The sequence below is a fragment of the Ruegeria sp. BC8 genome (genome assembly GCF_056535705.1).
Map to the genome: position 1 here is coordinate 542,467 of NZ_JBQFIV010000001.1, position 22,778 is coordinate 565,244.

A 22,778-nucleotide genomic window follows, 5' to 3' on the forward strand; every position below is an offset into this window, starting at 1 on the left:
TGCGATGGCAAATCCCGCCGGCACCTCCTAATAACAACAGGCACGACGATGGAGACCACCATGGCCAATGATCTGTTCAATTCCTTCATGTCCGGCCCGGATGAAAACGGCCGCTTCGGTATTTTCGGCGGGCGGTTCGTCAGCGAGACTCTGATGCCGTTGATCCTGTCGCTGGAGGAGGAATACGAGAAGGCTAAGACCGACCCGAGCTTCTGGGCCGAGATGGATGATCTGTGGGCCAACTATGTGGGCCGTCCGTCGCCACTGTATCACGCCGAGCGCCTGACCGAGCATCTGGGCGGCGCCAAGATCTATATGAAGCGCGACGAGTTGAACCACACCGGCGCGCACAAGATCAACAACGTGCTGGGCCAGATCATCCTGGCGCGCCGCATGGGAAAGACCCGGATCATCGCCGAAACCGGGGCCGGGCAGCACGGCGTCGCTACCGCGACCGTCTGCGCCAAGTTCGGCCTGAAATGCGTGGTCTATATGGGCGCACATGACGTTCAGAGGCAAGCGCCCAACGTGTTCCGCATGCGTCTGCTGGGGGCCGAGGTGATTCCGGTGACATCCGGTCGCGGCACCCTGAAGGACGCGATGAACGACGCGCTGCGCGATTGGGTGACCAATGTGCGCGATACCTTCTACTGCATCGGCACCGTGGCCGGCCCTCACCCTTATCCGGCGATGGTGCGCGACTTTCAGTCGATCATCGGCAAGGAAGCCAAGGAACAGATGATGAAGGCCGAGGGTCGCTTGCCCGACACCATCATCGCCGCCATCGGTGGCGGCTCGAACGCCATGGGGCTGTTCTATCCCTTCCTCGACGACAAATCGGTCAACATCATCGGCGTCGAAGCGGGTGGCAAGGGCGTCAACGAAAAGATGGAGCATTGCGCCTCGCTCACGGGCGGCCGGCCTGGTGTTCTGCATGGTAACCGTACCTATCTGCTGCAGGACGACGACGGCCAGATCCTCGAGGGGTACTCGATTTCGGCCGGGCTCGACTATCCGGGCATCGGCCCCGAACATTCCTGGCTGCACGATATCGGGCGCGCGCAGTATGTCTCGGTCACCGACAAAGAGGCGCTTGAGGCGTTCCAGCTGTGCTGCGCGACCGAGGGGATCATCCCCGCGCTCGAACCCAGCCACGCGCTGGCGCATGTCATGAAGATCGCGCCCGATCTGCCCAAGGATCACATCATCTGCATGAATATGTGCGGACGCGGCGACAAGGATGTTCAAACGGTCGCCAAGTATCTGAACTTCGACATGTCTGATACCGAGGGTCGCGACGCAACCTAAGGGCAGCCCAAGTATCCGGACCCGGCACGCTTCGACCGTGCCGGGTTTTTCATTCCCGGTTCACTGTCCAGAGTCTGCGCGGTGGCTGGTCAGAACGTGCAGCGGCACGATTTCCAATGCGCGCTGGTGAGTCGCCTCAAGATGGACCTTTGGCGCACAGCCTTCGTCATGGGCCTGCATGAACCGCGCGGCACACAGGCACCAGCTGTCGCCAGGCTTCAGGCCCGGGAAATCGAATTCGGGCCGTGGCGTGCTCAGGTCGTTGCCGACATATTTTGAATAGGCCAGAAACTCGGCCGTCATCACAGCGCAGACCGTGTGGCTGCCGCGATCCTCAGGGCAGGTGTTGCAGGCCCCGTCGCGGAAAAAACCGGTCAGGGGCTTTCGTGAACACGGAGCCAGCACGCCGCCCAGAACATTTATGCTGTCCTGCTTTTGCATGCAGCCACCTTACAGGTTTTGCGCGATCTTGCGGAACATTTCGATGTTCTGCTCATTAACACCGGGCTCGCGGAACTTCCGATCAGCGCCCGTGGCTACGATCAGCACGCCGCGCGACTGGTCGAAATACATGTACTGGCCATAAACACCGCGTGCCAGAAACTCACCGTCATGGGCGCCAACGGGGATCCACCACTGATATCCGTAGCCGATCTTTCCGGGTTCGGTCGGCGCGCTTGGCAAGGTGGATTCCTTGATCCAGTCGGCCGGAACGATCTGGCGCCCATCGCGCACGCCGTTCTGCAGGATCATTTGGCCAAAGCGGGCGTAATCCCGCGTCGTGAAATTCAAGCCACCCAGAACAAAGGCGACGCCTGCGCCGTCGGTGATATAGTATCCGTCCCGCTCAAGACCGAGGTGCTGCAGGATCTTTTCGTCCAGCAATGCGGCGACGCTTTGACCCGTCGCCCCTCGGATCACCATTCCAATGACATGGGTATCGATGGAAACATACTGCCAGGTCTCGCCAGGTGCCGCGAAACTGTCCTTCAACGAGGCCGCAAAGTCATCCAACTCGCCCCCCAGGGCGACGACCCGACCCATACGGTTGATGTCGGATTTCGGGTCCAGATAGTCTTCGTCAAAGGTTACACCGCTGGCCATGTTCAGCACGTTGCGGATCGTGGCTGTTTCATAGGCGCTGCCCTGCAGCTTGGGGGCATATTTGATGACCGGATCATCCAGCGAGGCTATGGCACCCTCCTCAAGAAGGATGCCGAACAGAGCGGACAAATAGCTTTTGGCCATCGACCACGAGATCCGGCGGTCCTCCGGCGATGTGCTCAGAAAATACTCCTCGAACCGGATCTGCCCGTCCTGCATCACCAGCAGCGATGTGACGGCGCGCTCTTCGATCCAGTCCTGCGTCTCGGCGGGCAGGTCGAATTCAGCGCCGTAGGGCAGGTCCCAGGTGGGACCATTCCCGCGAGGGAGGTCGACAGTCAGAAACGCCGCGTCCATGTGAGAGAAATTCTGAACGATCTTTTCTTCGGAAAACAGAGAGTTCACCGCCAGAAGGCGCTGGATTTCCTCGCGCTTCCAGAAACCGACAACTGCAGCGGCCAAGACCAGCGTCAGGACGATTCGCAGCAGCCACTTCAAACCTGTTTTCATGATTTTCCTCCCGTTTGGCGGCATTGGATCGTGATGACGGAAATTCTGCAATTGCTACGTTGCGGAAGGTCTTTGCCGCTATCGGAACTTGTCCAACAGCTTCTGCATCGCCGTGCGGTCATCGGGCGTTGGCGTCTCGGCTTGCGGGGCAGGAGAGGTCTTGGTTTCGGATTTGGGCGTCGTGGTGGAACTGCGCGGTGGCGCTGTTCGCAGCGCCACGGCGTTCATGAACTTGGCCGCATCGCCCGCAGCCAGATGGACCGCCCCGTCTGCAACACCTTGCAGAACATCGTCCAGCCAGTCGGCGTCGGCCTTGGCGAAATCGCCCAGAACATAGGGCGAAACCAGCTCTTTGCGTCCGGGATGGCCGATCCCCAGCCGGACACGGTCATACGCGGCACCGATATGGTCGTGGATCGACCGCAGGCCGTTATGCCCGGCATGGCCGCCACCGGCCTTGGCGCGAACCTTCCCGGGTGCAAGGTCCAGTTCGTCATGGAAAACGGTCACATCGGTTGAGTCGAGCTTGAAGAACCGCATGGCCTCGCCGACCGATTGGCCCGAGCGGTTCATGAAGGTCATGGGTTTCAGCAGCAGGACCTTCTCTCGGCCCAGCATTCCTTCGGATATTTCACCCTGAAATTTCGAACGCCATGGCCCAAAGCCATGATCCCTGGCGATGGCATCCACCGCCATGAAACCGATATTGTGCCGGTTGCGGGCATACTTTGCGCCCGGATTGCCCAATCCGACAAACAGCTTCATCGCGAATTCCTTGTGCGTTTCGGTCCGGCGCAGAATTGCACGAGATTCCTTTCCGGCGCCAGCCGGTCTTTCAAAGAAAAACGGGGCCCTGGAAGAGGCCCCGCTTCAAATTCCAATCCGAAGGATCCGGATTTATTCTTCGTCTTTGCCTACGACTTCAACTTCGTCGGCTGCGACTTCCTCTTCACCTTCGCCTTCTTCATCGTCGCTGGACGCCAGGCCGGTCGGTGCCGAGATGTTCGCAATCACGAAGTCACGGTCGATGGTCGGTTTGGTGCCGTTGGGCAGGTCAACAGACGAGATGGTGACAACGTCGTTGATTTCCAGGCCGGTAAGATCGACGGTGATCTTTTCGGGGATGTCGCCGGCGGTGCAGACCAGCTCGACCTCGGGACGGACAACGGTCAGAACGCCGCCCTTTTTGATGCCGGGGGCCTCTTCCTCGTTGATGAATTCGACGGGGATGTACAGGGCGATCTTGGTCGTACGACGCAGACGCATCAGGTCCAGGTGGGTCGGCAGGTCCTTGACGACATCACGCTGAACGTCGCGGCAGATGACGCGGACGTCCTCGTGGCCTTCGACCTTCAGGTTCCACAGGGTCGACTTGAAGCGGCCTGCCTTCAGGCGCTTGAACAGTTCGTTGAACGGAATCTGGATCGGCAGCGGGTCTTTCTCGCCACCAAATACGATGCCCGGAACCATGCCGTCGCGGCGTGCCTGACGAGCGGCGCCCTTGCCCGTCCCCGTCCGTTCCAGAGCTACGAGATCAGGAATCTCACCAGCCATGATAAATCTCCAATGTTAGGGCAGGGTGCCTCCAAGGCTGTCACCCCGCGTGAAGCGGCGTCCTTAGACCGAATCCGGCCATTTGGAAAGGGGTAAAAACGAATTCCGCGTCATTCCTGCCAGCGGCCGCAGAAATCCTGCGGGACAAGCAAGTTGTGCGGCCCCAGATCGGCCACGTTGCGCTCGCCGCACAGGGCCATGGTGGTGTCCAGTTCCTTCTGGATCACCTCCAGCGCGGTGGTCACGCCCTTTTGTCCCATCGCGCCCAGCCCGTAGACGAATGCGCGCCCGATATAGGTGCCCTTGGCCCCCAGCGCCAGCGCCTTGAGCACGTCCTGCCCCGAGCGGATGCCGCTGTCGAGATGCACTTCGACGTCGCCGCCCACCGCATCCATGATCCGTGGCAGCATCCGGATCGAGCTGAGCGCGCCATCCAACTGCCGCCCGCCGTGGTTCGACACCACGATGGCGTCGGCGCCCAACTTGGCCGCCATCTTGGCGTCTTCGGGGTCCAGGATGCCCTTCAGGATCACCTTGCCGCCCCATTGCTCCATCAGTTTCTCGATCTTCTTCCAGTCGAGGCTGGGATCGAACTGCTCGGCGGTCCACGCGCCCAGCGATGAGGCGTCCGAGATGCCCTCGACATGGCCCACGATATTGCCGAACTCGCGTCGTTTCGCGCCCAACATCTCGATGCCCCAGGCCCATTTCGTCATCAGGTTGGCGATCGTTTTGGCCGTCAGTTTCGGCGGGGCGGACAGGCCGTTCTTCAGGTCCTTGTGCCGTTGGCCGAGGATTTGCAGATCCAGGGTGATGACCAGGGCCGAGCATTTGGCATCCTTGGCGCGCTGGATCAGGCGGCGGACGTAATCTTCGTCCTTCATGGTGTACAGCTGAAACCAGAACGGCGCGCCGGTATGTTCGGCCACATCTTCGATCGAGTTGATCGACATGGTCGACAACGTGAAGGGCACGCCGAATTCCAGCGCGGCCTTGGCGGCCTTCATTTCACCATCCGCATGCTGCATCCCGGTCAGGCCCACGGGTGCCAGGGCCACCGGCATGGCAACGTCCTGTCCGATCATCTGCGACGCGGTCGAGCGGCCGGACATGTCCACCGCAACCTTCTGGCGCAGGCGGATGTCGTGGAAGTCCGAGCTGTTGTCGTGGAAGGTCTGCTCGGTCCAGCTGCCGCTTTCGGCATAGTCATAGAACATCCGGGGCACCCGGCGTTCATAGATGCGTTTGAGGTCGTCGATATTGGTAATGACAGGCATGGCCGCGCCCTTCTGCAGATTGGTTAGGTTTCTTTACCAATTCTTCCGCCGCGGCGCAACGGCCAGTTGCGCATGTGGTCAGGTGGGTCAAAGGCGCAAAGAAAAACCGCCGCAGGCGTGCGGCCTGCAGCGGTTGCAATCCGTTTGGGATTTGGCCTCAGGCGCTGTGGGCGCCGTCTGCCAGCGATTTCACGAAGTCCAGAACCTCGGCCACGGGTTTGCCGGCGGCGATCTGACTGACGATGGCCGAGCCGACCACCGCTCCGTCAGCAACGCTGGCGATGGCACGTGATTTCTCGGGCGTATTGATGCCGAACCCCACGATCACCGGAAGATCGGTCGCCGCCTTGATGCGCGCGACCTCGGGGCCGACATCGGTGGCCTTGGCCTCGGCCGCGCCGGTGATGCCGGTGATCGAGACGTAATAGACGAAGCCCGAGGTGTTCTGCAGCACCCGCGGCAGGCGCTTGTCATCGGTGGTGGGCGTTGCCAGCCGGATGAAGTTCAGCCCGGCCGCCTGCGCGGGCAGGCACAGCTCGTCATCTTCCTCGGGCGGCAGGTCGACGACGATCAGGCCGTCGATGCCAGCCTTTTTGGCGTCGGCCAGAAACTTGTCTACGCCGCGGCTGTAGATCGGGTTGTAATAGCCCATCAGTACGATCGGGGTGGTGTCATCGGTTTCCCGGAACGCCTTGGCCAGATCCAGCGTGCGTTGCAGCGTCATGCCGCCGTCCAGCGCCCGTTGACCCGCCGCCTGAATGGTGGGGCCGTCCGCCATCGGATCGGTGAAGGGCAGGCCCAGTTCGATCACGTCCACGCCGGCCCCCGGCAGGCCGCGAACGATCTCAAGCGAGGTGTCATAGTCGGGATCCCCGGCCATGATATAGGCGACAAAGGCCTTCTTCCCCTCGGCTTTAAGGGCGGCGAACTTGGCGTCGATACGGGTCATGGACGATCCTTGCATACAGGTTTGGACCTGATGTGCAGAAACTTTGGCCGAAAATCAATCCCGTCCTGAGCGGTGGGGTCAGAAGTTCAGGTGATACCGCAGCAAGAGCGCGTTCACGCCGGGGTTTTCCTCTTGCGTGCTGGCGTTCGATTTGTGGGTCACGGCCAGCGATATGTCATTGCCGTTGTTCAACGTGTAGCCCAGCCCGAAAAGGCTTCGGATTTCGAAGCTCCCGCCAAGGTCGTTCAATTCGTTGGCTTCGCTGTAGAAACCCGGCATCACGCTGCCTTCCACGAACCATCTGTCGGCAAAGGAATAGACCCCGATCACCCCGGCGCCGATATGTGTGTTTCCATCCTCGTCCACCGACAGCGCGGCCCCCAGCGCAGCGCTGAAGCGGGTGGCCTCGTGAAATGGCCGGTGCTGGTATTCGAGGGAAAAGATCGCCTGGTCAATCGAACTGCTGTCGGAATAGTCGGCGAAGCCGGCGCCGAAAATCACCGACTGCGCCTGCGCGGCTGTTGAAAAAGCCAGAAAAGCGGCGCTTGAAAGGAGGTTTTTCATGGGGATGTTCGCTGTTGATATTCGTTAAATGTTAAAGTTTGACACTATTCTTTCGTGTTCAATGTCAACAAGCACACGTTTTCCCTACATTTTCGTGATGTTGCAGATTGGACTCAGGGCCAGCAGCCGCAGGTGCCTTGCGCATTGCACCGGACCCGCATAGAAGCAGCCCGCGAATGGCATCAGGAGGCCGTCATGGGCTTTAAAATGGGTATCGTGGGTCTGCCGAATGTCGGCAAGTCGACCCTGTTCAACGCGCTGACCAAGACCGCGGCCGCGCAGGCGGCGAATTTCCCGTTCTGCACAATCGAACCCAATGTGGGTGACGTGGCCGTTCCCGATGCGCGTCTGGACAAGTTAGCTGCGATCGCCAAGTCGAAGCAGATCATCCCGACCCGGATGACCTTCGTAGATATTGCAGGCCTGGTCAAAGGCGCTTCAAAAGGTGAGGGGCTGGGGAACCAGTTTCTGGCCAACATTCGCGAAACCGATGCCATCGCTCATGTGCTGCGCTGTTTCGAGGATGGCGACGTGACCCATGTCGAAGGCAAGGTCGATCCGGTGGCCGATGCCGAGACCATCGAGACCGAACTGATGCTGGCCGATCTGGAAAGCATCGAAAAGCGTCGCGCCAACCTCGTGCGCAAGCTCAAGGGCAACGACAAGGAGGCGCAGCAGCAGGATCGGTTGCTGGCCACCGCGCAAGAGATGCTGGAAAGCGGCAAACCCGCCCGTTTGGTCGAGGTGTCTGACGAGGATGCAAAAGCCTGGAAGATGCTGCAGTTGCTGACCACCAAGCCGGTCCTGTATGTCTGCAATGTCTCGGAAGAAGACGCTGCCGAAGGCAATGAATATTCCGCGCGTGTGGCCGAGATGGCCGCGGCGCAGGGCAATGCCCATGTCATCATCAGCGCCAAGATCGAAGAAGAGATCAGTCTGCTGGAGCCTGAAGAGGCGCAGATGTTCCTCGAAGAGATGGGGCTCGAAGAACCGGGCCTCGATCGGCTGATCCGTGCGGGGTACGACCTGCTCAAACTGGAAACCTATTTCACGGTCGGCCCGAAAGAGGCCCGCGCCTGGACCATTCGCAGGGGTACTGCAGCGCCTCAGGCGGCCGGTGTCATCCACGGGGACTTTGAAAAGGGTTTCATCCGCGCCGAGACCATTGCCTATGATGACTTCGTGGCGTGCAATGGCGAACAGGGTGCCAAAGAGGCCGGCAAGATGCGTGCAGAAGGCAAAAGCTATGTCGTCAAGGACGGCGACGTGATGCACTTCCTGTTCAACACCTGATCACGAAACAGCTTTTCTGGGCGGGCATTGGCGGTATCTTACGGTATCGCTCCAATCCGCCCGAGGCCCGCACGTGTTCGAAATCCGCGATCTGCAACTGCTCAGCGCCTTGGCGCGCCACCGCCATTTTGCCAAGGCGGCCGAGGAGTGCGGTATTTCGCAGCCCGCGTTCTCGATGCGTATCCGCAACCTCGAGGATCGGCTTGGCGTGTCCATCGTCCGCCGTGCGAACCGCTTTCAGGGCCTGACCGAAGAGGGCGAGATGATCGTCCGCCGCGCTCGCCGCATACTGGATGACGCCAAAGCGCTCGAGCAGGAGGTGCAGGCGATCAAGGGCGAGATCACCGGTACACTGATCCTGGGCGTGATCCCGACCGCCATCGCGTTTACTGGCCGCTTGGTCAAGCGGCTGCAGCAGGCGCATCCGCGTATCCTGTCGCGGATCGAGACGATGTCGGCCACGGCAATCCAGCACCGTCTGGACGAAGGCAGCCTGGATGCCGGGATCACCTATGGCGACAGCATCGGCACTGATCTGCGCTATGTGCAGCCTTTGTACGAGGAAACCTATGTTTTGCTCGTACCCGAGCATATGACGCAGGGCACGGGCCCGATCCCCTGGGCTCGGGTGGCCGAGTTCCCGCTCAGCCTGCTGGAGCCCCAGATGCAGAACAGGCGCATTCTCGACAGGATATTTGCCGAACAGGGGTTGCATCCGCGTGTGGTGGCCGAAACCAGCGGATTTACTGCCTCGATGGTCATGGCGCGCGAAGGGCTGGCGGCGACGGTCGTGCCAAGAGTTCTGGTGCGGGCGCTCGGCGATTTGAAAGGCACACGTGTCCTGCCTCTGGTTGATCCTGTGGTCAGCAAGCCGATCTGTCTGGCGACGCTGGCGCGGGATCCGGAATTGCCCACCGTTGGCGCATTGCGGCAGGTCGTGACGTCTTTGCGGTGATAAACTGTCGTTATCGTGTCATTGGTTTTTGCGATTTGACGATATGCTACTCTGATGAGAGACGAGGCTCGATCGGAGGGCATCATGGCACCATTGGATACCAAGCCATCAGGCGCGCCAAAAGGCGTCTGGAAGTCAGGTAAAGGCAAGGGGCGGCACACGCCCAAGGGCCGACAATTCACAGACGAGGCGCAGGCCGAGATTCAGCGCCTGCTGGGCGACCGTCCGCGCCGCCGCGACCTGCTGATCGAGTTTCTGCACCTGATCCAGGACACGCACGGCCATATCAGTTCCGACCACATCGCCGCGTTGGCCGTCGAGATGCGGATCGGGCAGGCCGAGATCTACGAGACCGCGACTTTCTATGCCCATTTCGACGTGGTGAAAGAGGGTGAAACTCCTCCCCCGGCCTTGACGATCCGCGTCTGCGATTCCCTGTCCTGTGAAATGGCAGGCGCGCAACAGCTGAAGAAGGCGCTGGAGGACGGGCTGGACCCGTCCGAAGTGCGCGTTCTGCGTGCTCCCTGCATGGGTCGTTGCGACACTGCGCCGGTGCTGGAAATCGGGCACAACCATATCGACCACGCGACCCCTGAAAAGGTGCAGGCCGCCATCACGGCGGGCGACACCCATGCGCATCTGGCCGAGTATGAGACCTTCGCGACCTATGTCGAAAACGGCGGTTACGCCAAGCTGAAAGAACTGCGCGAGGGCGGAGACTGGGAAGCGGTTCAGGAACAGGTTCTGGCCTCGGGGCTGCGCGGTTTGGGCGGCGCCGGTTTCCCGTCGGGCAAGAAATGGGGCTTTGTCCGCATGAATGACGGCCCGCGTTACCTGGCCGTGAACGGCGACGAGGGCGAACCGGGCACCTTCAAGGATCGCTACTATCTGGAACGCACGCCGCATGTTTTTCTCGAAGGCATGCTGATCGCCGCATGGGCAGTCGAGGCACAGACATGCTTCATCTACATGCGCGACGAATATCCGGCGGTGCTGGAAATCCTGCGGCGCGAGATTGCGGCGCTGGAACAGGCCGGGATCGTCGAGAAAGATTACATCGACCTGCGCCGCGGCGCGGGCGCTTACATCTGCGGCGAAGAATCCGCGATGATCGAATCGATTGAGGGCAAAAAGGGCCTACCGCGTCACCGCCCGCCTTTCGTGGCGCAGGTCGGCGTATTCGGCCGCCCGACGCTGGTCCACAATGTCGAGACGCTCTACTGGGTGTCCAAGATCTGCCGGGAAGGCCCGGAAATCCTGAATTCGGTTGAAAAGAATGGCCGCAAGGGCCTGCGCAGCTACTCGGTCTCGGGCCGGGTGGCGAAACCCGGCGTCTACCTGCTGCCGGCAGGGTCGACCATTCTTGACGTGATTGATGCAGCCGGGGGCATGGCCGAAGGTTATGTGTTCAAGGCGTATCAACCGGGCGGGCCGTCGTCAGGTCTTCTCCCCTCCAGCATCGACGACGTCCCGCTCGACTTTGACACCCTACAGCCGCTGGGCACCTTCATCGGGTCTGCTGCGGTTGTGGTTCTGTCCGATCAGGACACGGCCCGCGATGCGGCGCTGAACATGCTGCGGTTCTTCGAGGACGAAAGCTGTGGCCAGTGCACGCCCTGCCGGGCGGGCTGCGAAAAGGCGGTCAAGCTGATGCAGGCCGAGAAGTGGGATACCGACCTGCTGGAAGATCTGTGCCAGGTGATGGGCGATGCCTCGATCTGCGGTCTGGGGCAGGCGGCCCCGAACCCGATCCGCCTGGTCATGAAACACTTCGCCAATGAGATCTGAGGGAGACAGCCATGCTTGATGCAAGCGAAACCAAGACCGTCACCTTCAACCTGAACGGCGAAGACGTGACGGTGCCCGAGGGCACCACGATCTGGGAAGCGGCCAACGGCAAGGGTCTGGTCATCCCGCACCTGTGCCATAAGCCCGCGCCGGGCTATCGCCCCGACGGCAACTGCCGCGCCTGCATGGTCGAGGTCGAGGGCGAGCGTACGCTGGTCGCCTCGTGCATCCGCCCGGTGGCCGAGGGGATGGTGGTGAAAACCGACACCGACCGCGCCGAGAAATCCCGCGCGCTGGTGATGGAGCTGCTGGTGGCCGATCAGCCCGAGCAGCCGCACGATGCATCCAGCCATTTCTGGGACATGGCCAAGCTGAACGATGTCAGCGACAGCCGCTTTCCGGCGAAAGAGCCCGAGAAGATCCCACTGCTGGATGACAGCCATGTGGCGATGCGGGTCAATCTGGATGCCTGTATCAACTGCAACCTCTGCGTCCGCGCCTGCCGCGAGGTGCAGGTGAATGACGTGATCGGCATGGCCGGTCGCGGGCACACCGCGCAGGTGGTGTTTGACCAGAACGACCCGATGGGCGAGTCGACCTGCGTCGCCTGCGGCGAATGCGTTCAGGCCTGCCCGACCGGCGCGCTGATGCCGGCCACCGTGCTGGACGACCAGCAGCGCGGCGACAGCAAAGACTACGACAGCGAGACCGAAAGCGTCTGCCCCTTCTGCGGCGTGGGCTGCAAGGTCAGCCTCAAGGTCAAGGACGGCAAGGTCAAATATGTCGAGGGCATCAACGGTCCCGCCAACGAAGGCCGCCTGTGCGTCAAGGGCCGGTTCGGGTTCGACTATATCCACCACCCGCACCGCCTGACCAAGCCGCTGATCCGGCGCGATGATGCGCCGCCGAAGCGCCTGAACGTCGATCCCGCCGACTGGAGCACCCATTTCCGCGAGGCGACCTGGGACGAGGCGCTGGATCTGGCCGCCAAGGGGCTGATGGAGTTGCGGGATGAAGATCCGCGCAGCGTGGCGGGCTTTGGCTCGGCCAAATGCACCAACGAAGAGGCCTATCTGTTCCAGAAGTTCATCCGGCAGGGCTTTGGCCACAACAACGTGGACCACTGCACGCGGCTGTGCCACGCCTCGTCGGTGGCGGCGCTGATCGAGAACGTGGGCTCGGGCGCGGTAACCGCGACCTTCAACGAGATCGAGAACGCCGATGTGGCCATCATCATCGGCGCCAACCCGATCGAGAACCACCCCGTCGCAGCCACCTATTTCAAGCAGTTCGCTAAGCGCGGCGGCAAGCTGATCGTGATGGACCCGCGCGGCGTGGGCATGCGCAAATTCGCGACCGAGATGCTGCAGTTCCGGCCCGGTGCCGATGTCTCGATGCTGAACGCGATCATGAACGTGATCGTCGAGGAAGAGCTGTATGACAGCCAGTACATCCACCGCTGGACCGAGAACTGGGAGGCCGAGAAGGAGCACCTGCGCCAGTTCACCCCCGAGAAGATGGCACCGATCTGCGGGATCGAACCCGATCAGCTGCGCCGCGTGGCCCGGATTTTCGCCAATGCGAATGCGGGCCTAATCTTCTGGGGCATGGGCGTCAGCCAGCATATCCACGGCACCGATAATTCGCGCTGTCTGATCTCGCTGGCGCTGATGACGGGCAATGTGGGCAAGCCCGGCGCGGGTCTGCACCCGCTGCGGGGGCAGAACAACGTGCAGGGGGCCTCGGACGCAGGCCTGATCCCGATGTTCCTGCCCGACTACCAGTCGGTCACCGACGACGCCGTGCGCGCCAAGTTCAGTCAGGTCTGGAACTCGGGCGACTTCTCGAACGAGAAGGGCCTGACCGTGACCGAGATCATCGACCACGCCTATGCGGGCAAGATCAAAGGCATGTACATCCTGGGCGAAAACCCGGCCATGTCCGACCCCGACGTGCACCACGCCCGCGAGGCGCTGGCCAAGCTGGACCTGATGATCGTGCAGGACATCTTCCTGACCGAGACGGCGAACTATGCCGACATCATCCTGCCGGCCTCGGCGCTGTATGAAAAGAACGGCACGGTGTCGAACACCAACCGTCAGGTGCAGCGCGTGCGCCCTGCGGTGCCGCCGCCGGGCCAGGCGCGCGAGGACTGGGCGATCACCGTCGATCTGGCGCAGCGCATCGGGCTGAACTGGGATTACAAGGATGTCTCGCAGGTGTTCAACGAGATGAAGCTGACGATGGCTTCGCTGGACAACATCACCTGGGAGCGGCTCGAGACCGAGAGCATCACCTATCCGTCGCTGTCCGAGACCGATCCGGGCCAGTCCATCGTGTTCGGCGACGGCTTCCCGCGCCCGGATGGCCGTGCGAAGTTCACTCCGGCCAGCATCATCCCCCCGGATGAGGCCCCGGACGAGGAATTCCCCATGATCGCCACTACAGGGCGGCAGCTGGAACACTGGCACACCGGGTCCATGACCCGTCGTGCCAAGGTTCTGGACGCGGTCGAACCCGAGGCGAACTGTTCGATGAACCCGCGTACGCTCAAGCTGATGGGGATCGAACCCGGCGAGATGGTGCGTCTGACCACCCGGCGCGGCTCGATCGAGATCATGGTGCGTGCCGACCGGGCGATCGCCGAGGACATGGTGTTCATCCCCTTCGCCTATGTCGAGGCGGCGGCGAACATCCTGACGAACCCGGCCATCGACCCCTATGGCAAAATCCCCGAGTTCAAGTTCTCGGCCATCCGTGTTGAAAAGATCGAGGACGCCATCGCGGCCGAGTAACGACTGCCACCACTCACCAAAAGTCTGGAAAGGCGGGCCAGCGTGCCCGCCTTTTTCTTGGCTTGACAGATGCTTGCAGCCAGCCAACCCTTGGGCCGCGCAATCCCGGAAGAGTTCATGGCCCGCCGTTTCGTCGATCTGTCCGTCCCGCTGGAAACTGGCATCGTGTCGGACCCGCCGATCATGCTGCCGCAGATCGAATACATGAGCCACGACCAGACGGCCGAGCAGGTGATGGCCTTTTTCCCCGGCCTGAAGAAGGAGGACCTGCCCGGCGGCGAGGGCTGGGCCATCGAACGGCTGCAGATCGCCACCCATAACGGCACCCACTTGGACGCGCCGTACCATCACCACTCGACCATGAACCGGGGCGAGCGGGCGATCACCATCGACGAGGTGCCGCTGGAGTGGTGCATGAACCCGGGCGTGAAGCTGGATTTCCGGCATTTCGAGGATGGCTACGTCGTCACCGCCGCCGATGTCGCAGCCGAGCTGAAGCGGATCGGGCATGACCTGCGACCGCTGGATATCGTCGTGGTCAACACCTCGGCCGGCACCTGTTATGGCCAGCCGGATTACCTGATGAAAGGCTGCGGGATGGGGCGCGAGGCCACGCTGTACCTGACCGAGCGCGGCGTGCGCGTGACTGGCACCGACGCCTGGAGCTGGGACGCGCCCTTTCCGCTGACCGCGCAGGAATACGCGGAAACCCATGACCCCTCGATCATCTGGGAGGGGCATCGCGCGTCGATGGAGATCGGCTATTGCCACATGGAGAAGCTGACCAATCTGGAAAGCCTGCCGCCCACGGGGTTCGAGATCTCGTGCTTTCCGTTCAAGATCAAGGGCGCCTCGGCCGGGTTCATCCGCGCGGTGGCGATCTTCGAGGAGGAAGACGACGAATGACCCGGGAAAACGAGCTTTTGGGAGGCCATGACGGCCCGTACCCCGCACCGGTCGAAATCACCGGTTTCACGGTCCGGCCCGACTGGATCGACTATAACGGTCACATGAATGTGGGGTATTATGGCGTGGTGTTCGATCTGGCCTTTGAACGGCTGCTGGTCGATCATCTGGGCTTGGGCGAACCGCAGGTCGCGGCGCTGGAGCAGGGGCCGTACATCCTGCAGTCGCATCTGCATTTCCTGCGCGAGGTTCGCGAGGGCGAGGCATTGGTTTTCCGGTTTCGGATGCTGGACGCCGATCACAAGCGCGGTCACTATTTTGCGCAGATGGTGTCGGCCGAGGATGGCGTGGTCTGTGCCACCCAAGAGGCGCTGTTCATGAATGTCAGCCACACAACAGGCCGGTCGGAACCCTACCCGGACTGGGCTGCGGTGCGGCTGGCGCGAATGGTGTCCGACCATGCCGCATTGCCCCCCGAGCCGCAGATCGGCAGACCAATCGGCATTCGGCGCAAATAGCCTGAGAGTGGCCTTTGTTGCCAGAATTCCAGGAGCGGGTTACGCTGACCACCCGGTTCGAGCTTGGTCACGGGAGGGCAACCAAATGTGGATCTTGAGGAAATGCGCACAGGCGCCAGCCTGTATATTGGCGGCATCGCTGATCGTCTTGCCTGCGTCAGCCGCTTTGGCGGAGAAGAAGAAGGAAGAAGACGCGCTGAAGGGCGCCCTGATCGGCGCCGGCGTCGGAGCGTTGATTGGAGATGGCAAAGGCGCGGCCGCAGGTGCGGTTGTCGGTGCCATCATTGGGGCAAACCGCAAGTGACGGGGGTGTCCATGACTGACCGCCATCAGAAAGGAGCCCTGATGCGACTGCTTGATTTCAAACCGGTTCTGGCCGGCTTGATCCTTCTCCCTTCCATCGGCACGGCGGACGAGGCCGCCGACCAGATGGCGCAAGACGCGCTTCCGCTGATGTACCACACCTGCGCTTCGGTCATCGAAGAGGCTGATGGGAATGATGAATACGTTTTCGACGTCGTCAGAAAGATGACCGCTCTTTCGCTCTACAACCGTCAGGTTGATATCGAAGAGTTTGCATCCTCGGACGAAGAAAAGGCCAAGCTACGTGAGGCTTTTCTTTCAGCGTTGACCGCAGGTTGCGCAGGCGATGAGGATGCCCTGTTGGGTGGTGTCGTCGACGATGCCGTTAGATCAACGCTTGGGCTGTAGGGGTCGGGCTCAATAGTGCGGTGGGCGCTCGTCGCCCAGAATGACCCCGCCGGATCCTTCCTGCGCACGTTCGGCTTCGCGCTGCATCAGCATCGCGACGTGGCGGGTCAGGCGATCGATCTCGTCCTGCTGCTTGGCGACCACCATACTCAGGTCATCCACGGTGCGGGTCAGATGGGCAATTTTTTCTTCCAGATGCTGCATCGCTGGGGCTCCTGTGATCTGGTGCGGTCATACCGCTGTGGCGCGCGCAATGCCAGCGCTGGCTTGCCCCGACCCAGACCATGGGATAGACCGCGCGCGCAAGTGATGAAATCCCAAGGACGCCCCACATGGCCAAGCCCAAGAAACAGCCCCGCCCCAAGGCCGTCACGCCGAAAGGGTTCCGCGACTATTTCGGCCAGGAAGTCACGCAGCGCACCGAGATGCTGCGGACGATTGCGGACGTCTATCATCGCTATGGGTTTGACGCGCTGGAAAGCAGCGCCGTGGAAACGGTCGAGGCGCTGGGCAAATTTCTGCCCGACGTCGATCGCCCGAACGAAGGCGTGTTCGCCTGGCAGGAGTTTGACGAGGGCGGCAACGGCGACTGGATGGCGTTGCGCTATGATCTGACAGCACCTTTGGCCCGGGTCTATGCCCAGCACCGCAACGACCTGCCCACGCCCTATCGCCGCTATGCGATGGGGCCGGTCTGGCGCAACGAAAAGCCGGGGCCGGGGCGGTATCGCCAGTTCTATCAGTGTGATGCGGATACTGTGGGTACGGCTAGTATGGCCGCCGATGCCGAAATCTGCGCCATGCTTTCCGACACGCTGGAGACCGTGGGCATCCCGCGCGGCGACTATGTGGTGCGGGTCAACAACCGCAAGGTCCTGAACGGCGTGCTCGAGGCCATGGGCCTCAGCACGGACGCGGCGGCGCGCGATGACGTTCTGCGCACCATCGACAAGTTCGACAAGGTGGGCGAGCAGGGCGTGCGCGAATTGCTGACCAAGGGCCGGCTGGACGCCTCGGGCGCGTTCATCGATGGTGTGGGCCTGTCCGACGATCAGGCCGAGCCGGTGATCGCCTTCCTGACATCCAAGGCTGATGACGCCGCCGGAACGCTGGCTAACCTGCGCGCGGCCGTGGGCGACAGCAAGATCGGCGCCGAAGGCATCTCGGAACTGGAACAGATCGGCGAATTGCTAGCCGCGGGCGGTTATGGCGCCGATCGCATCCAGATCGACCCCTCGGTCGTGCGAGGGCTGGGATACTACACCGGTCCAGTCTACGAGGCCGAGCTGACCTTCGAGATCTTCGACGAAAAGGGCCGCAAGAGGCAGTTCGGGTCGGTCTCGGGCGGCGGGCGCTATGATGATCTGGTGAAGCGTTTCACCGGACAGGAAGTGCCCGCGACGGGTATCTCGATCGGGGTCGACCGGTTGTTGGCCGCGCTGCGCGAAAAAGGGCGGATCAAGTCGCATGACACCGGGCCGGTCGTCGTGACCGTGATGGACCGGGACCGCATGGCCGACTATCAAGCCATGGTGGCCGAACTGCGCAATGCCGGCATCCGCGCCGAGGTCTACCTGGGCAACCCCAAGAATTTCGGCAATCAACTGAAATACGCGGACAAGCGGAACTCGCCCGTCGCGGTGATCGAGGGCGGGGACGAGAAGGACCGCGGCGTGGTTCAGATCAAGGACCTGATCCTGGGTGCCAAGATCGCCGAGAGCGCCACGCTCGAGGAATGGAAGGAACGCCCCAGCCAGTTCGAGGTGCCGCGCGGCGATCTGGTCGCCAAGGTGCGCGAGATTCTGGACAGTCAGGACTGAGCCATGCCCAACCGATCCCAGATCCAGGCCCGGGCCGCGATGATGCGCGTGCTTTTCGAGGCCGCCGGGGCGCAGGTCGTCGACACGCCGCTGCTGCAATCGGCCGAGACGCTGCTGGACCTTTACGGCGAGGATATCCGCGCGCGCGCCTATGTCACCTCGGACGCGCTGCGCGGCGAACAGATGCTGCGCCCGGATTTCACCCTGCCGGTGGTGCAGATGCACATGCGCGACGGGGCCGAACCGGCCCGCTATACCTATTCGGGCGAGGTGTTCCGCCGTCAGGAACACGACCCCGACCGCGCCAATGAATACATCCAGGTGGGCTATGAGGTTTTTGACCGCGACGATCCGGCAGGGGCCGATGCCGAGGTGTTCTCGCTGTTTGCCCTGCAATTGCGGGGCCTGCCGCTGCGCGCGGCGACCGGCGACATCGGCATTCTGACCGCAGCCGTACAAGGCCTGCGCACCTCCGACCAACGCAAGGCCGCGCTGATGCGCCATCTGTGGCGTCCGCGCCGGTTCCGGTCTCTGCTCGACCGGTTCGCGGGCCGCAAGCCCGAGCCGGACCACCGCGCCGCGTTGCTTGAGGCGGACGACCCGATGGCCTGCGACGCGCCGATGATCGGCAAGCGCCGACCGGCCGAGATCGCCGCCCGCATCGACGCCCTGCGCGCCGACCGTGACACACCGCCGATTTCCGATACGGAGATGGCCGGGCTGGATTCGTTGCTGGGCGTGCGCGAGACCATGCCCTATGCGCTGGAGCATCTGCGCGACATCGCGGTCGATCTGCCCCAGATCACCCCCGCGCTGGACCGGCTCGAGGCGCGGATCGCCGCCCTGCAGGCGCGTGGCGTCGATGTCAGCAAGCTGGATTTCGAGGCCTCGTATGGGCGCACCTCGATGGAATATTACGACGGGTTCGTCTTCGGCTTCTACGCCGAGCGCCGCCCCGACCTGCCGCCCATCGCCACCGGCGGGCGCTATGACGCGCTGACGCGGCGGCTGGGCAACGGGGCCGAGATCCCGGCGGTGGGTGGAGTGCTGCGCCCCGACCTGATGCTGGAAATCGAGGAGGCGGGCCAATGACCCTGAAGCTGGGCGTGCCGTCCAAGGGGCGGCTGATGGAGAAAACCTTTGCCTGGTTCGCCCGCCACGGTATCGAGCTGTCGCGCGCCGGGTCCGACCGGGAATACGCAGGCAAGGTAGACGGGATCGAGGATGTCTCGCTGATCCTGCTGTCGGCCGGAGAGATCCCGCGCGAACTGGCCGCTGGCCGTATTCACCTGGGCGTGACAGGCACCGACCTAGTACACGAGAAATTGCCGCGCTGGGAACAGCAGGTCGAAGAAATCGCACCGCTGGGCTTTGGCCAGGCCGATCTGGTGATTGCGGTTCCGGCCTGCTGGGTCGATGTCGAGACGCTGGATGACCTGGACGCCGCCGCCGCCGCCTTTCGGGCCACGCACGGACACCGCCTGCGGATCGCCACCAAGTACCACCGTCTGGTGCGCGAGTTCCTGACCGATTCCGGGGTTGCCGATTATACGCTGGTCGACAGCCAGGGGGCGACCGAGGGCACGGTGATGAACGAAACCGCCGAGGCGATTGCCGACATCACCTCGACCGGCGAGACCCTGCGCGCCAACCACCTCAAGATTCTGTCAGATGGATTGATCCTGCAATCGCAGGCCACTTTGTGGCGCAGCCGGGTTGCGGAGTACGGCTCCGCGGAAAAGGCCGCCTTGGCAGAAGTGATGCGCCGTCTGGGCTGAGGTCAGAGCACGCCGATTTCAGCCAACGAACGGTTCAGATCCTCGGGCAGGGCGTCGTCCTGCGCGCGGCTTTCGGGCAGGTCTGCGGGGCTGTCTTCGGGTTTCAGATAGCGCCAGCCCTGAAACGGCCGTTTCTGCGCGCCCTGGGTGCGGTGGACCTGCGGGTCCAGCACGATGGCGCAGCGGCGGATGCCGTCCTCTCCTGTCACCTCGTCCAGCCGCAAGATGCGCTGGCGGCACTGTATGACACCCTTGATGACCCAGAAGATCGATCCGCCGTTCAGAATCTCGGCCTCGCGCTTGGGCCACATGCGGGTGATGTGGCGGGGCAGGCCGTCCGCGAACCGCCGGCGATAGCTGTCCTGCCAGGCGATCAGGCTGTCCACGCTCTCGGACCCGACCGAGAGTTTCACGAGGTTGATGTACTTATCCACAGCTTTCCCACAGAGTCGTCCCACGAACTATCTTTATATTGTAGCCTACCGTTGCGCGCTATCAAGCTGTTGTGGTTCGACGCTGGTTTGGTCTAATCTGGATGCCTCTTTCAAGACAGGGAATCACCAATGAGCCGCTTTGCCGCCTCCATCGCCGAGCAGATCTGGGACATGAAATACCGCTTCAAGAAGGCGGATGGCACGCCGATCGACAAGTCGGTCGAGGATACGTGGCGGCGGATTGCGCGCGATCTGGCACGGGTGGAAAAGGACCCCGCGCATTGGGAACAGAAGTTCTACGAGGCGCTTGAGGACTTCAAATACCTGCCCGCCGGGCGCATCACGGCCGGAGCGGGTACCGCGCGGCAGGTGACCCTGTTCAACTGTTTCGTCATGGGCACGATCCCTGACAGCATGGGTGGCATTTTCGACATGCTGAGAGAGGCCGCGCTGACCATGCAGCAGGGCGGGGGGATCGGCTATGATTTCTCGACCATCCGGCCGCGCGGCGCAGATGTGCATGGGGTGGCCGCCGACGCCTCGGGGCCGCTGTCGTTCATGGATGTATGGGACGCGATGTGCCGCACGATCATGTCGGCGGGCTCGCGTCGGGGCGCGATGATGGCGACGATGCGCTGCGACCATCCGGATATTGAACAGTTCATCACCGCCAAATCCGACCCGGCCCGCCTGCGCATGTTCAACATGTCGGTGCTGGTGACCGATGCCTTCATGGAGGCGGTCAAGGCCGATTCTTCGTGGGATCTGATCTTTGACGGCAAGGTCTATCACACGGTGCAGGCCCGCGATCTGTGGAACAAGATCATGCAGGCCACCTATGACTATGCCGAGCCGGGCGTGATCTTCATCGACCGGATCAACCAGGCCAACAACCTGAGCTATGCCGAGACCATCGCCGCCACCAACCCGTGCGGCGAGCAGCCCCTTCCGCCCTACGGCGCCTGCCTGTTGGGTTCGATCAATCTGGCCCGGCTGGTATCGGCACCGTTCGAAGACGCGGCCCATCTGGACGAGGTGGCATTGCAGGAGCTTGTCGCCACGGCCGTTCGCATGATGGACAACGTGGTGGACGCCTCGAAATTCCCGCTGCCGCAGCAGGCCGCCGAGGCGCAGGCCAAACGCCGTATCGGTCTGGGCGTGACCGGGCTGGCGGATGCGCTGTTGATGCTGGGCCTGCGCTATGGCTCGGACGAGGCGGCACGTCAGACCGAGCGCTGGTTGCACGCGATCGCCCGCGCCGCGTATCTGGCGTCGGTGGATTTGGCCAAGGAAAAAGGGGCGTTTCCCCTGTTCGATGCCGAGAAATACCTGGCCAGCGGCACCATGCAGCAGATGGATGACGATGTGCGCGAGGCCATCCGCGAGCATGGGATCCGCAATGCTCTGCTGACCTCGATCGCACCAACCGGGACGATTTCGCTCTATGCGGGCAACGTGTCGTCAGGGATCGAGCCGGTCTTTGCCTATGCCTACACCCGCAAGGTGCTGCAGAAGGACGGGTCGCGCACCGAGGAAGAGGTGGTGGACTATGCCGTGCAGATGTGGCGCGACAAGTTCGGCGACGTCGAACTGCCCGACTATTTCGTGAACGCACAGACCCTGACCCCGGCCGAGCATGTCAAGATGCAGGCAGCGGCCCAAAAATGGATCGACAGCTCGATCTCGAAGACGATCAACTGCCCCGAGGACATCTCGTTCGATGCCTTCAAGGACGTGTACATGCAGGCCTGGGATATGGGCTGCAAGGGCTGCACCACCTATCGCCCGAACGACGTGACGGGTTCGGTTCTGACCGTTTCGGAAAGCGACGACAAGGTGCCGGGCGAGAGCGCCGACGCGCCACACGAGGTGGAAGGCGGCGACGTGATCTACATGTCCGAACCGCTGGACCGCCCGCAGTCGCTGGAAGGGTCGACCTACAAGTTGAAATGGCCCGACAGCGAGCACGCGATCTATCTGACGATCAACGACATCGTCATCGGTGGCCGACGGCGTCCGTTCGAGGTGTTCATCAACTCGAAGAACATGGAGCATTACGCTTGGACGCTGGCGTTGACGCGGATGATCTCGGCCGTGTTCCGGCGCGGGGGCGACGTGTCTTTCGTGGTCGAGGAACTGAAGGCCGTGTTCGACCCGCGCGGCGGGGCCTGGGTGCAGGGCAAGTACATCCCCTCGATCCTGGCGGCCATCGGCGGCGTGATCGAGCAGCACATGATCGCGATCGGGTTCCTTGAGGGGGAAGGGATGGGGTTGAAGTCAGACCCGCAGGCGCAGGTGGTCAACATGGATGCCCCACGCGGCAAGGCCTGCCCGTCCTGCGGCCAGTATGACATGGTGATGATCGAGGGCTGCATGACCTGCCGCAGCTGCGGACACTCGAAATGCGGTTGACGAGTGCCACATAACTGTCGTTAAAGTTGTATTGTGTTTCGCCGGAGTCTCAATTTGATTTGACTCTCCGGCAACATTCTCGTGAAAGCTGCAATTCCGTCT

General features: G+C 62.3%; 22 protein-coding genes. 13 read left to right on the forward strand and 9 right to left on the reverse strand.

Features of this window, described 5'->3' with window-relative positions; all coding sequences use genetic code 11:
• Nucleotides 1-60: 60 nt before the first annotated feature.
• Complete coding sequence (gene trpB / locus ACR3EK_RS02895) at nucleotides 61-1,308, forward strand: tryptophan synthase subunit beta (RefSeq protein WP_170365359.1); 1,248 nt, start codon at nucleotides 61-63, stop codon at nucleotides 1,306-1,308.
• Nucleotides 1,309-1,368: 60 nt separating this feature from the next.
• Here the strand turns inward: trpB and ACR3EK_RS02900 are convergent, their stop codons facing one another.
• From ACR3EK_RS02900 to ACR3EK_RS02930, 7 genes are all read right to left on the reverse strand, one after another.
• Entirely contained in the window at nucleotides 1,369-1,749 is a 381-nt protein-coding gene (locus tag ACR3EK_RS02900) for a DUF2237 family protein (RefSeq protein ID WP_093964605.1), read from the reverse strand.
• 9 nt (nucleotides 1,750-1,758) lie between these two features.
• The gene (locus ACR3EK_RS02905; protein WP_480632634.1) at nucleotides 1,759-2,922 is read right to left on the reverse strand and encodes a serine hydrolase domain-containing protein; all 1,164 of its coding nucleotides are present in this window, start codon (nucleotides 2,920-2,922) and stop codon (nucleotides 1,759-1,761) included.
• Between the two features lie 78 nt (nucleotides 2,923-3,000).
• Nucleotides 3,001-3,687, reverse strand: a complete 687-nt coding sequence (pth, locus tag ACR3EK_RS02910; protein WP_170369721.1) for an aminoacyl-tRNA hydrolase — start codon at nucleotides 3,685-3,687, stop codon at nucleotides 3,001-3,003.
• A gap of 132 nt (nucleotides 3,688-3,819) precedes the next feature.
• Complete coding sequence (locus tag ACR3EK_RS02915; protein ID WP_093964607.1) at nucleotides 3,820-4,476, reverse strand: 50S ribosomal protein L25/general stress protein Ctc; 657 nt, start codon at nucleotides 4,474-4,476, stop codon at nucleotides 3,820-3,822.
• 110 nt (nucleotides 4,477-4,586) lie between these two features.
• Nucleotides 4,587-5,753 carry an alpha-hydroxy acid oxidase gene (locus tag ACR3EK_RS02920; RefSeq protein WP_480632635.1) on the reverse strand — a complete coding sequence of 389 codons (1,167 nt, stop codon included), beginning with the start codon at nucleotides 5,751-5,753 and terminating at the stop codon, nucleotides 4,587-4,589.
• Between the two features lie 157 nt (nucleotides 5,754-5,910).
• Nucleotides 5,911-6,702, reverse strand: coding sequence for a tryptophan synthase subunit alpha (gene trpA, locus ACR3EK_RS02925; protein WP_480632636.1), 792 nt, complete (start codon nucleotides 6,700-6,702; stop codon nucleotides 5,911-5,913).
• A 78-nt stretch (nucleotides 6,703-6,780) separates the two neighbouring features.
• A complete protein-coding gene (locus tag ACR3EK_RS02930; protein WP_480632637.1) occupies nucleotides 6,781-7,266 on the reverse strand; it encodes an acyloxyacyl hydrolase in 486 nt (161 codons plus the stop codon).
• A 195-nt stretch (nucleotides 7,267-7,461) separates the two neighbouring features.
• On the opposite strand from ACR3EK_RS02930, the gene ychF reads away from it, so the two are divergent.
• The 8 genes from ychF to ACR3EK_RS02970 all read left to right on the forward strand — a co-directional run bounded on the left by ychF (nucleotide 7,462) and on the right by ACR3EK_RS02970 (nucleotide 16,232).
• Nucleotides 7,462-8,559 (forward strand): redox-regulated ATPase YchF, encoded by a 1,098-nt coding sequence (gene ychF, locus ACR3EK_RS02935; protein ID WP_170357094.1) that lies wholly within the window; start codon nucleotides 7,462-7,464, stop codon nucleotides 8,557-8,559.
• A gap of 73 nt (nucleotides 8,560-8,632) precedes the next feature.
• On the forward strand, nucleotides 8,633-9,514 hold the full coding sequence (locus tag ACR3EK_RS02940; protein ID WP_170357095.1) for a LysR family transcriptional regulator: 882 nt from the start codon (nucleotides 8,633-8,635) through the stop codon (nucleotides 9,512-9,514).
• Nucleotides 9,515-9,598: 84 nt separating this feature from the next.
• On the forward strand, nucleotides 9,599-11,302 hold the full coding sequence (locus ACR3EK_RS02945) for an NAD(P)H-dependent oxidoreductase subunit E (RefSeq protein WP_480632638.1): 1,704 nt from the start codon (nucleotides 9,599-9,601) through the stop codon (nucleotides 11,300-11,302).
• Nucleotides 11,303-11,313: 11 nt separating this feature from the next.
• Nucleotides 11,314-14,097 (forward strand): formate dehydrogenase subunit alpha, encoded by a 2,784-nt coding sequence (gene fdhF, locus ACR3EK_RS02950; protein WP_480632639.1) that lies wholly within the window; start codon nucleotides 11,314-11,316, stop codon nucleotides 14,095-14,097.
• 117 nt (nucleotides 14,098-14,214) lie between these two features.
• Nucleotides 14,215-15,003: a cyclase family protein gene (locus tag ACR3EK_RS02955; RefSeq protein WP_170357098.1), complete on the forward strand. Its 789-nt coding sequence runs from the start codon at nucleotides 14,215-14,217 to the stop codon at nucleotides 15,001-15,003.
• A complete protein-coding gene (locus ACR3EK_RS02960) occupies nucleotides 15,000-15,521 on the forward strand; it encodes a thioesterase family protein (RefSeq protein WP_480632640.1) in 522 nt (173 codons plus the stop codon). The genes ACR3EK_RS02955 and ACR3EK_RS02960 overlap by 4 nt, the downstream gene beginning before the upstream one ends.
• Before the next feature lie 166 nt (nucleotides 15,522-15,687).
• Nucleotides 15,688-15,825 (forward strand): YMGG-like glycine zipper-containing protein, encoded by a 138-nt coding sequence (locus tag ACR3EK_RS02965; RefSeq protein WP_480632641.1) that lies wholly within the window; start codon nucleotides 15,688-15,690, stop codon nucleotides 15,823-15,825.
• 41 nt (nucleotides 15,826-15,866) lie between these two features.
• Entirely contained in the window at nucleotides 15,867-16,232 is a 366-nt protein-coding gene (locus ACR3EK_RS02970) for a hypothetical protein (protein WP_480632642.1), read from the forward strand.
• A gap of 9 nt (nucleotides 16,233-16,241) precedes the next feature.
• Here ACR3EK_RS02970 and ACR3EK_RS02975 read toward each other — a convergent pair whose 3' ends face one another.
• On the reverse strand, nucleotides 16,242-16,436 hold the full coding sequence (locus tag ACR3EK_RS02975) for a SlyX family protein (protein WP_093964614.1): 195 nt from the start codon (nucleotides 16,434-16,436) through the stop codon (nucleotides 16,242-16,244).
• Nucleotides 16,437-16,564: 128 nt separating this feature from the next.
• Here ACR3EK_RS02975 and hisS point away from each other — a divergent pair, with 128 nt between their 5' ends.
• Genes hisS through hisG form a run of 3 tightly spaced genes read left to right on the forward strand, consistent with a single transcriptional unit; the run spans nucleotide 16,565 to nucleotide 19,830 of the window.
• The gene (gene hisS, locus ACR3EK_RS02980; protein ID WP_170390872.1) at nucleotides 16,565-18,052 is read left to right on the forward strand and encodes a histidine--tRNA ligase; all 1,488 of its coding nucleotides are present in this window, start codon (nucleotides 16,565-16,567) and stop codon (nucleotides 18,050-18,052) included.
• 3 nt (nucleotides 18,053-18,055) lie between these two features.
• Nucleotides 18,056-19,144, forward strand: a complete 1,089-nt coding sequence (locus tag ACR3EK_RS02985; protein WP_480632643.1) for an ATP phosphoribosyltransferase regulatory subunit — start codon at nucleotides 18,056-18,058, stop codon at nucleotides 19,142-19,144.
• On the forward strand, nucleotides 19,141-19,830 hold the full coding sequence (gene hisG / locus ACR3EK_RS02990; RefSeq protein WP_170364873.1) for an ATP phosphoribosyltransferase: 690 nt from the start codon (nucleotides 19,141-19,143) through the stop codon (nucleotides 19,828-19,830). Before ACR3EK_RS02985 ends, hisG begins: the two co-directional genes overlap by 4 nt.
• A 2-nt stretch (nucleotides 19,831-19,832) precedes the next feature.
• On the opposite strand, the gene ACR3EK_RS02995 is transcribed toward hisG, so the two are convergent.
• Nucleotides 19,833-20,264 carry a DUF1489 family protein gene (locus ACR3EK_RS02995; protein ID WP_480632644.1) on the reverse strand — a complete coding sequence of 144 codons (432 nt, stop codon included), beginning with the start codon at nucleotides 20,262-20,264 and terminating at the stop codon, nucleotides 19,833-19,835.
• A 129-nt stretch (nucleotides 20,265-20,393) separates the two neighbouring features.
• On the opposite strand from ACR3EK_RS02995, the gene ACR3EK_RS03000 reads away from it, so the two are divergent.
• Nucleotides 20,394-22,676 (forward strand): adenosylcobalamin-dependent ribonucleoside-diphosphate reductase, encoded by a 2,283-nt coding sequence (locus ACR3EK_RS03000; protein ID WP_480632645.1) that lies wholly within the window; start codon nucleotides 20,394-20,396, stop codon nucleotides 22,674-22,676.
• Nucleotides 22,677-22,778 lie beyond the last annotated feature (102 nt).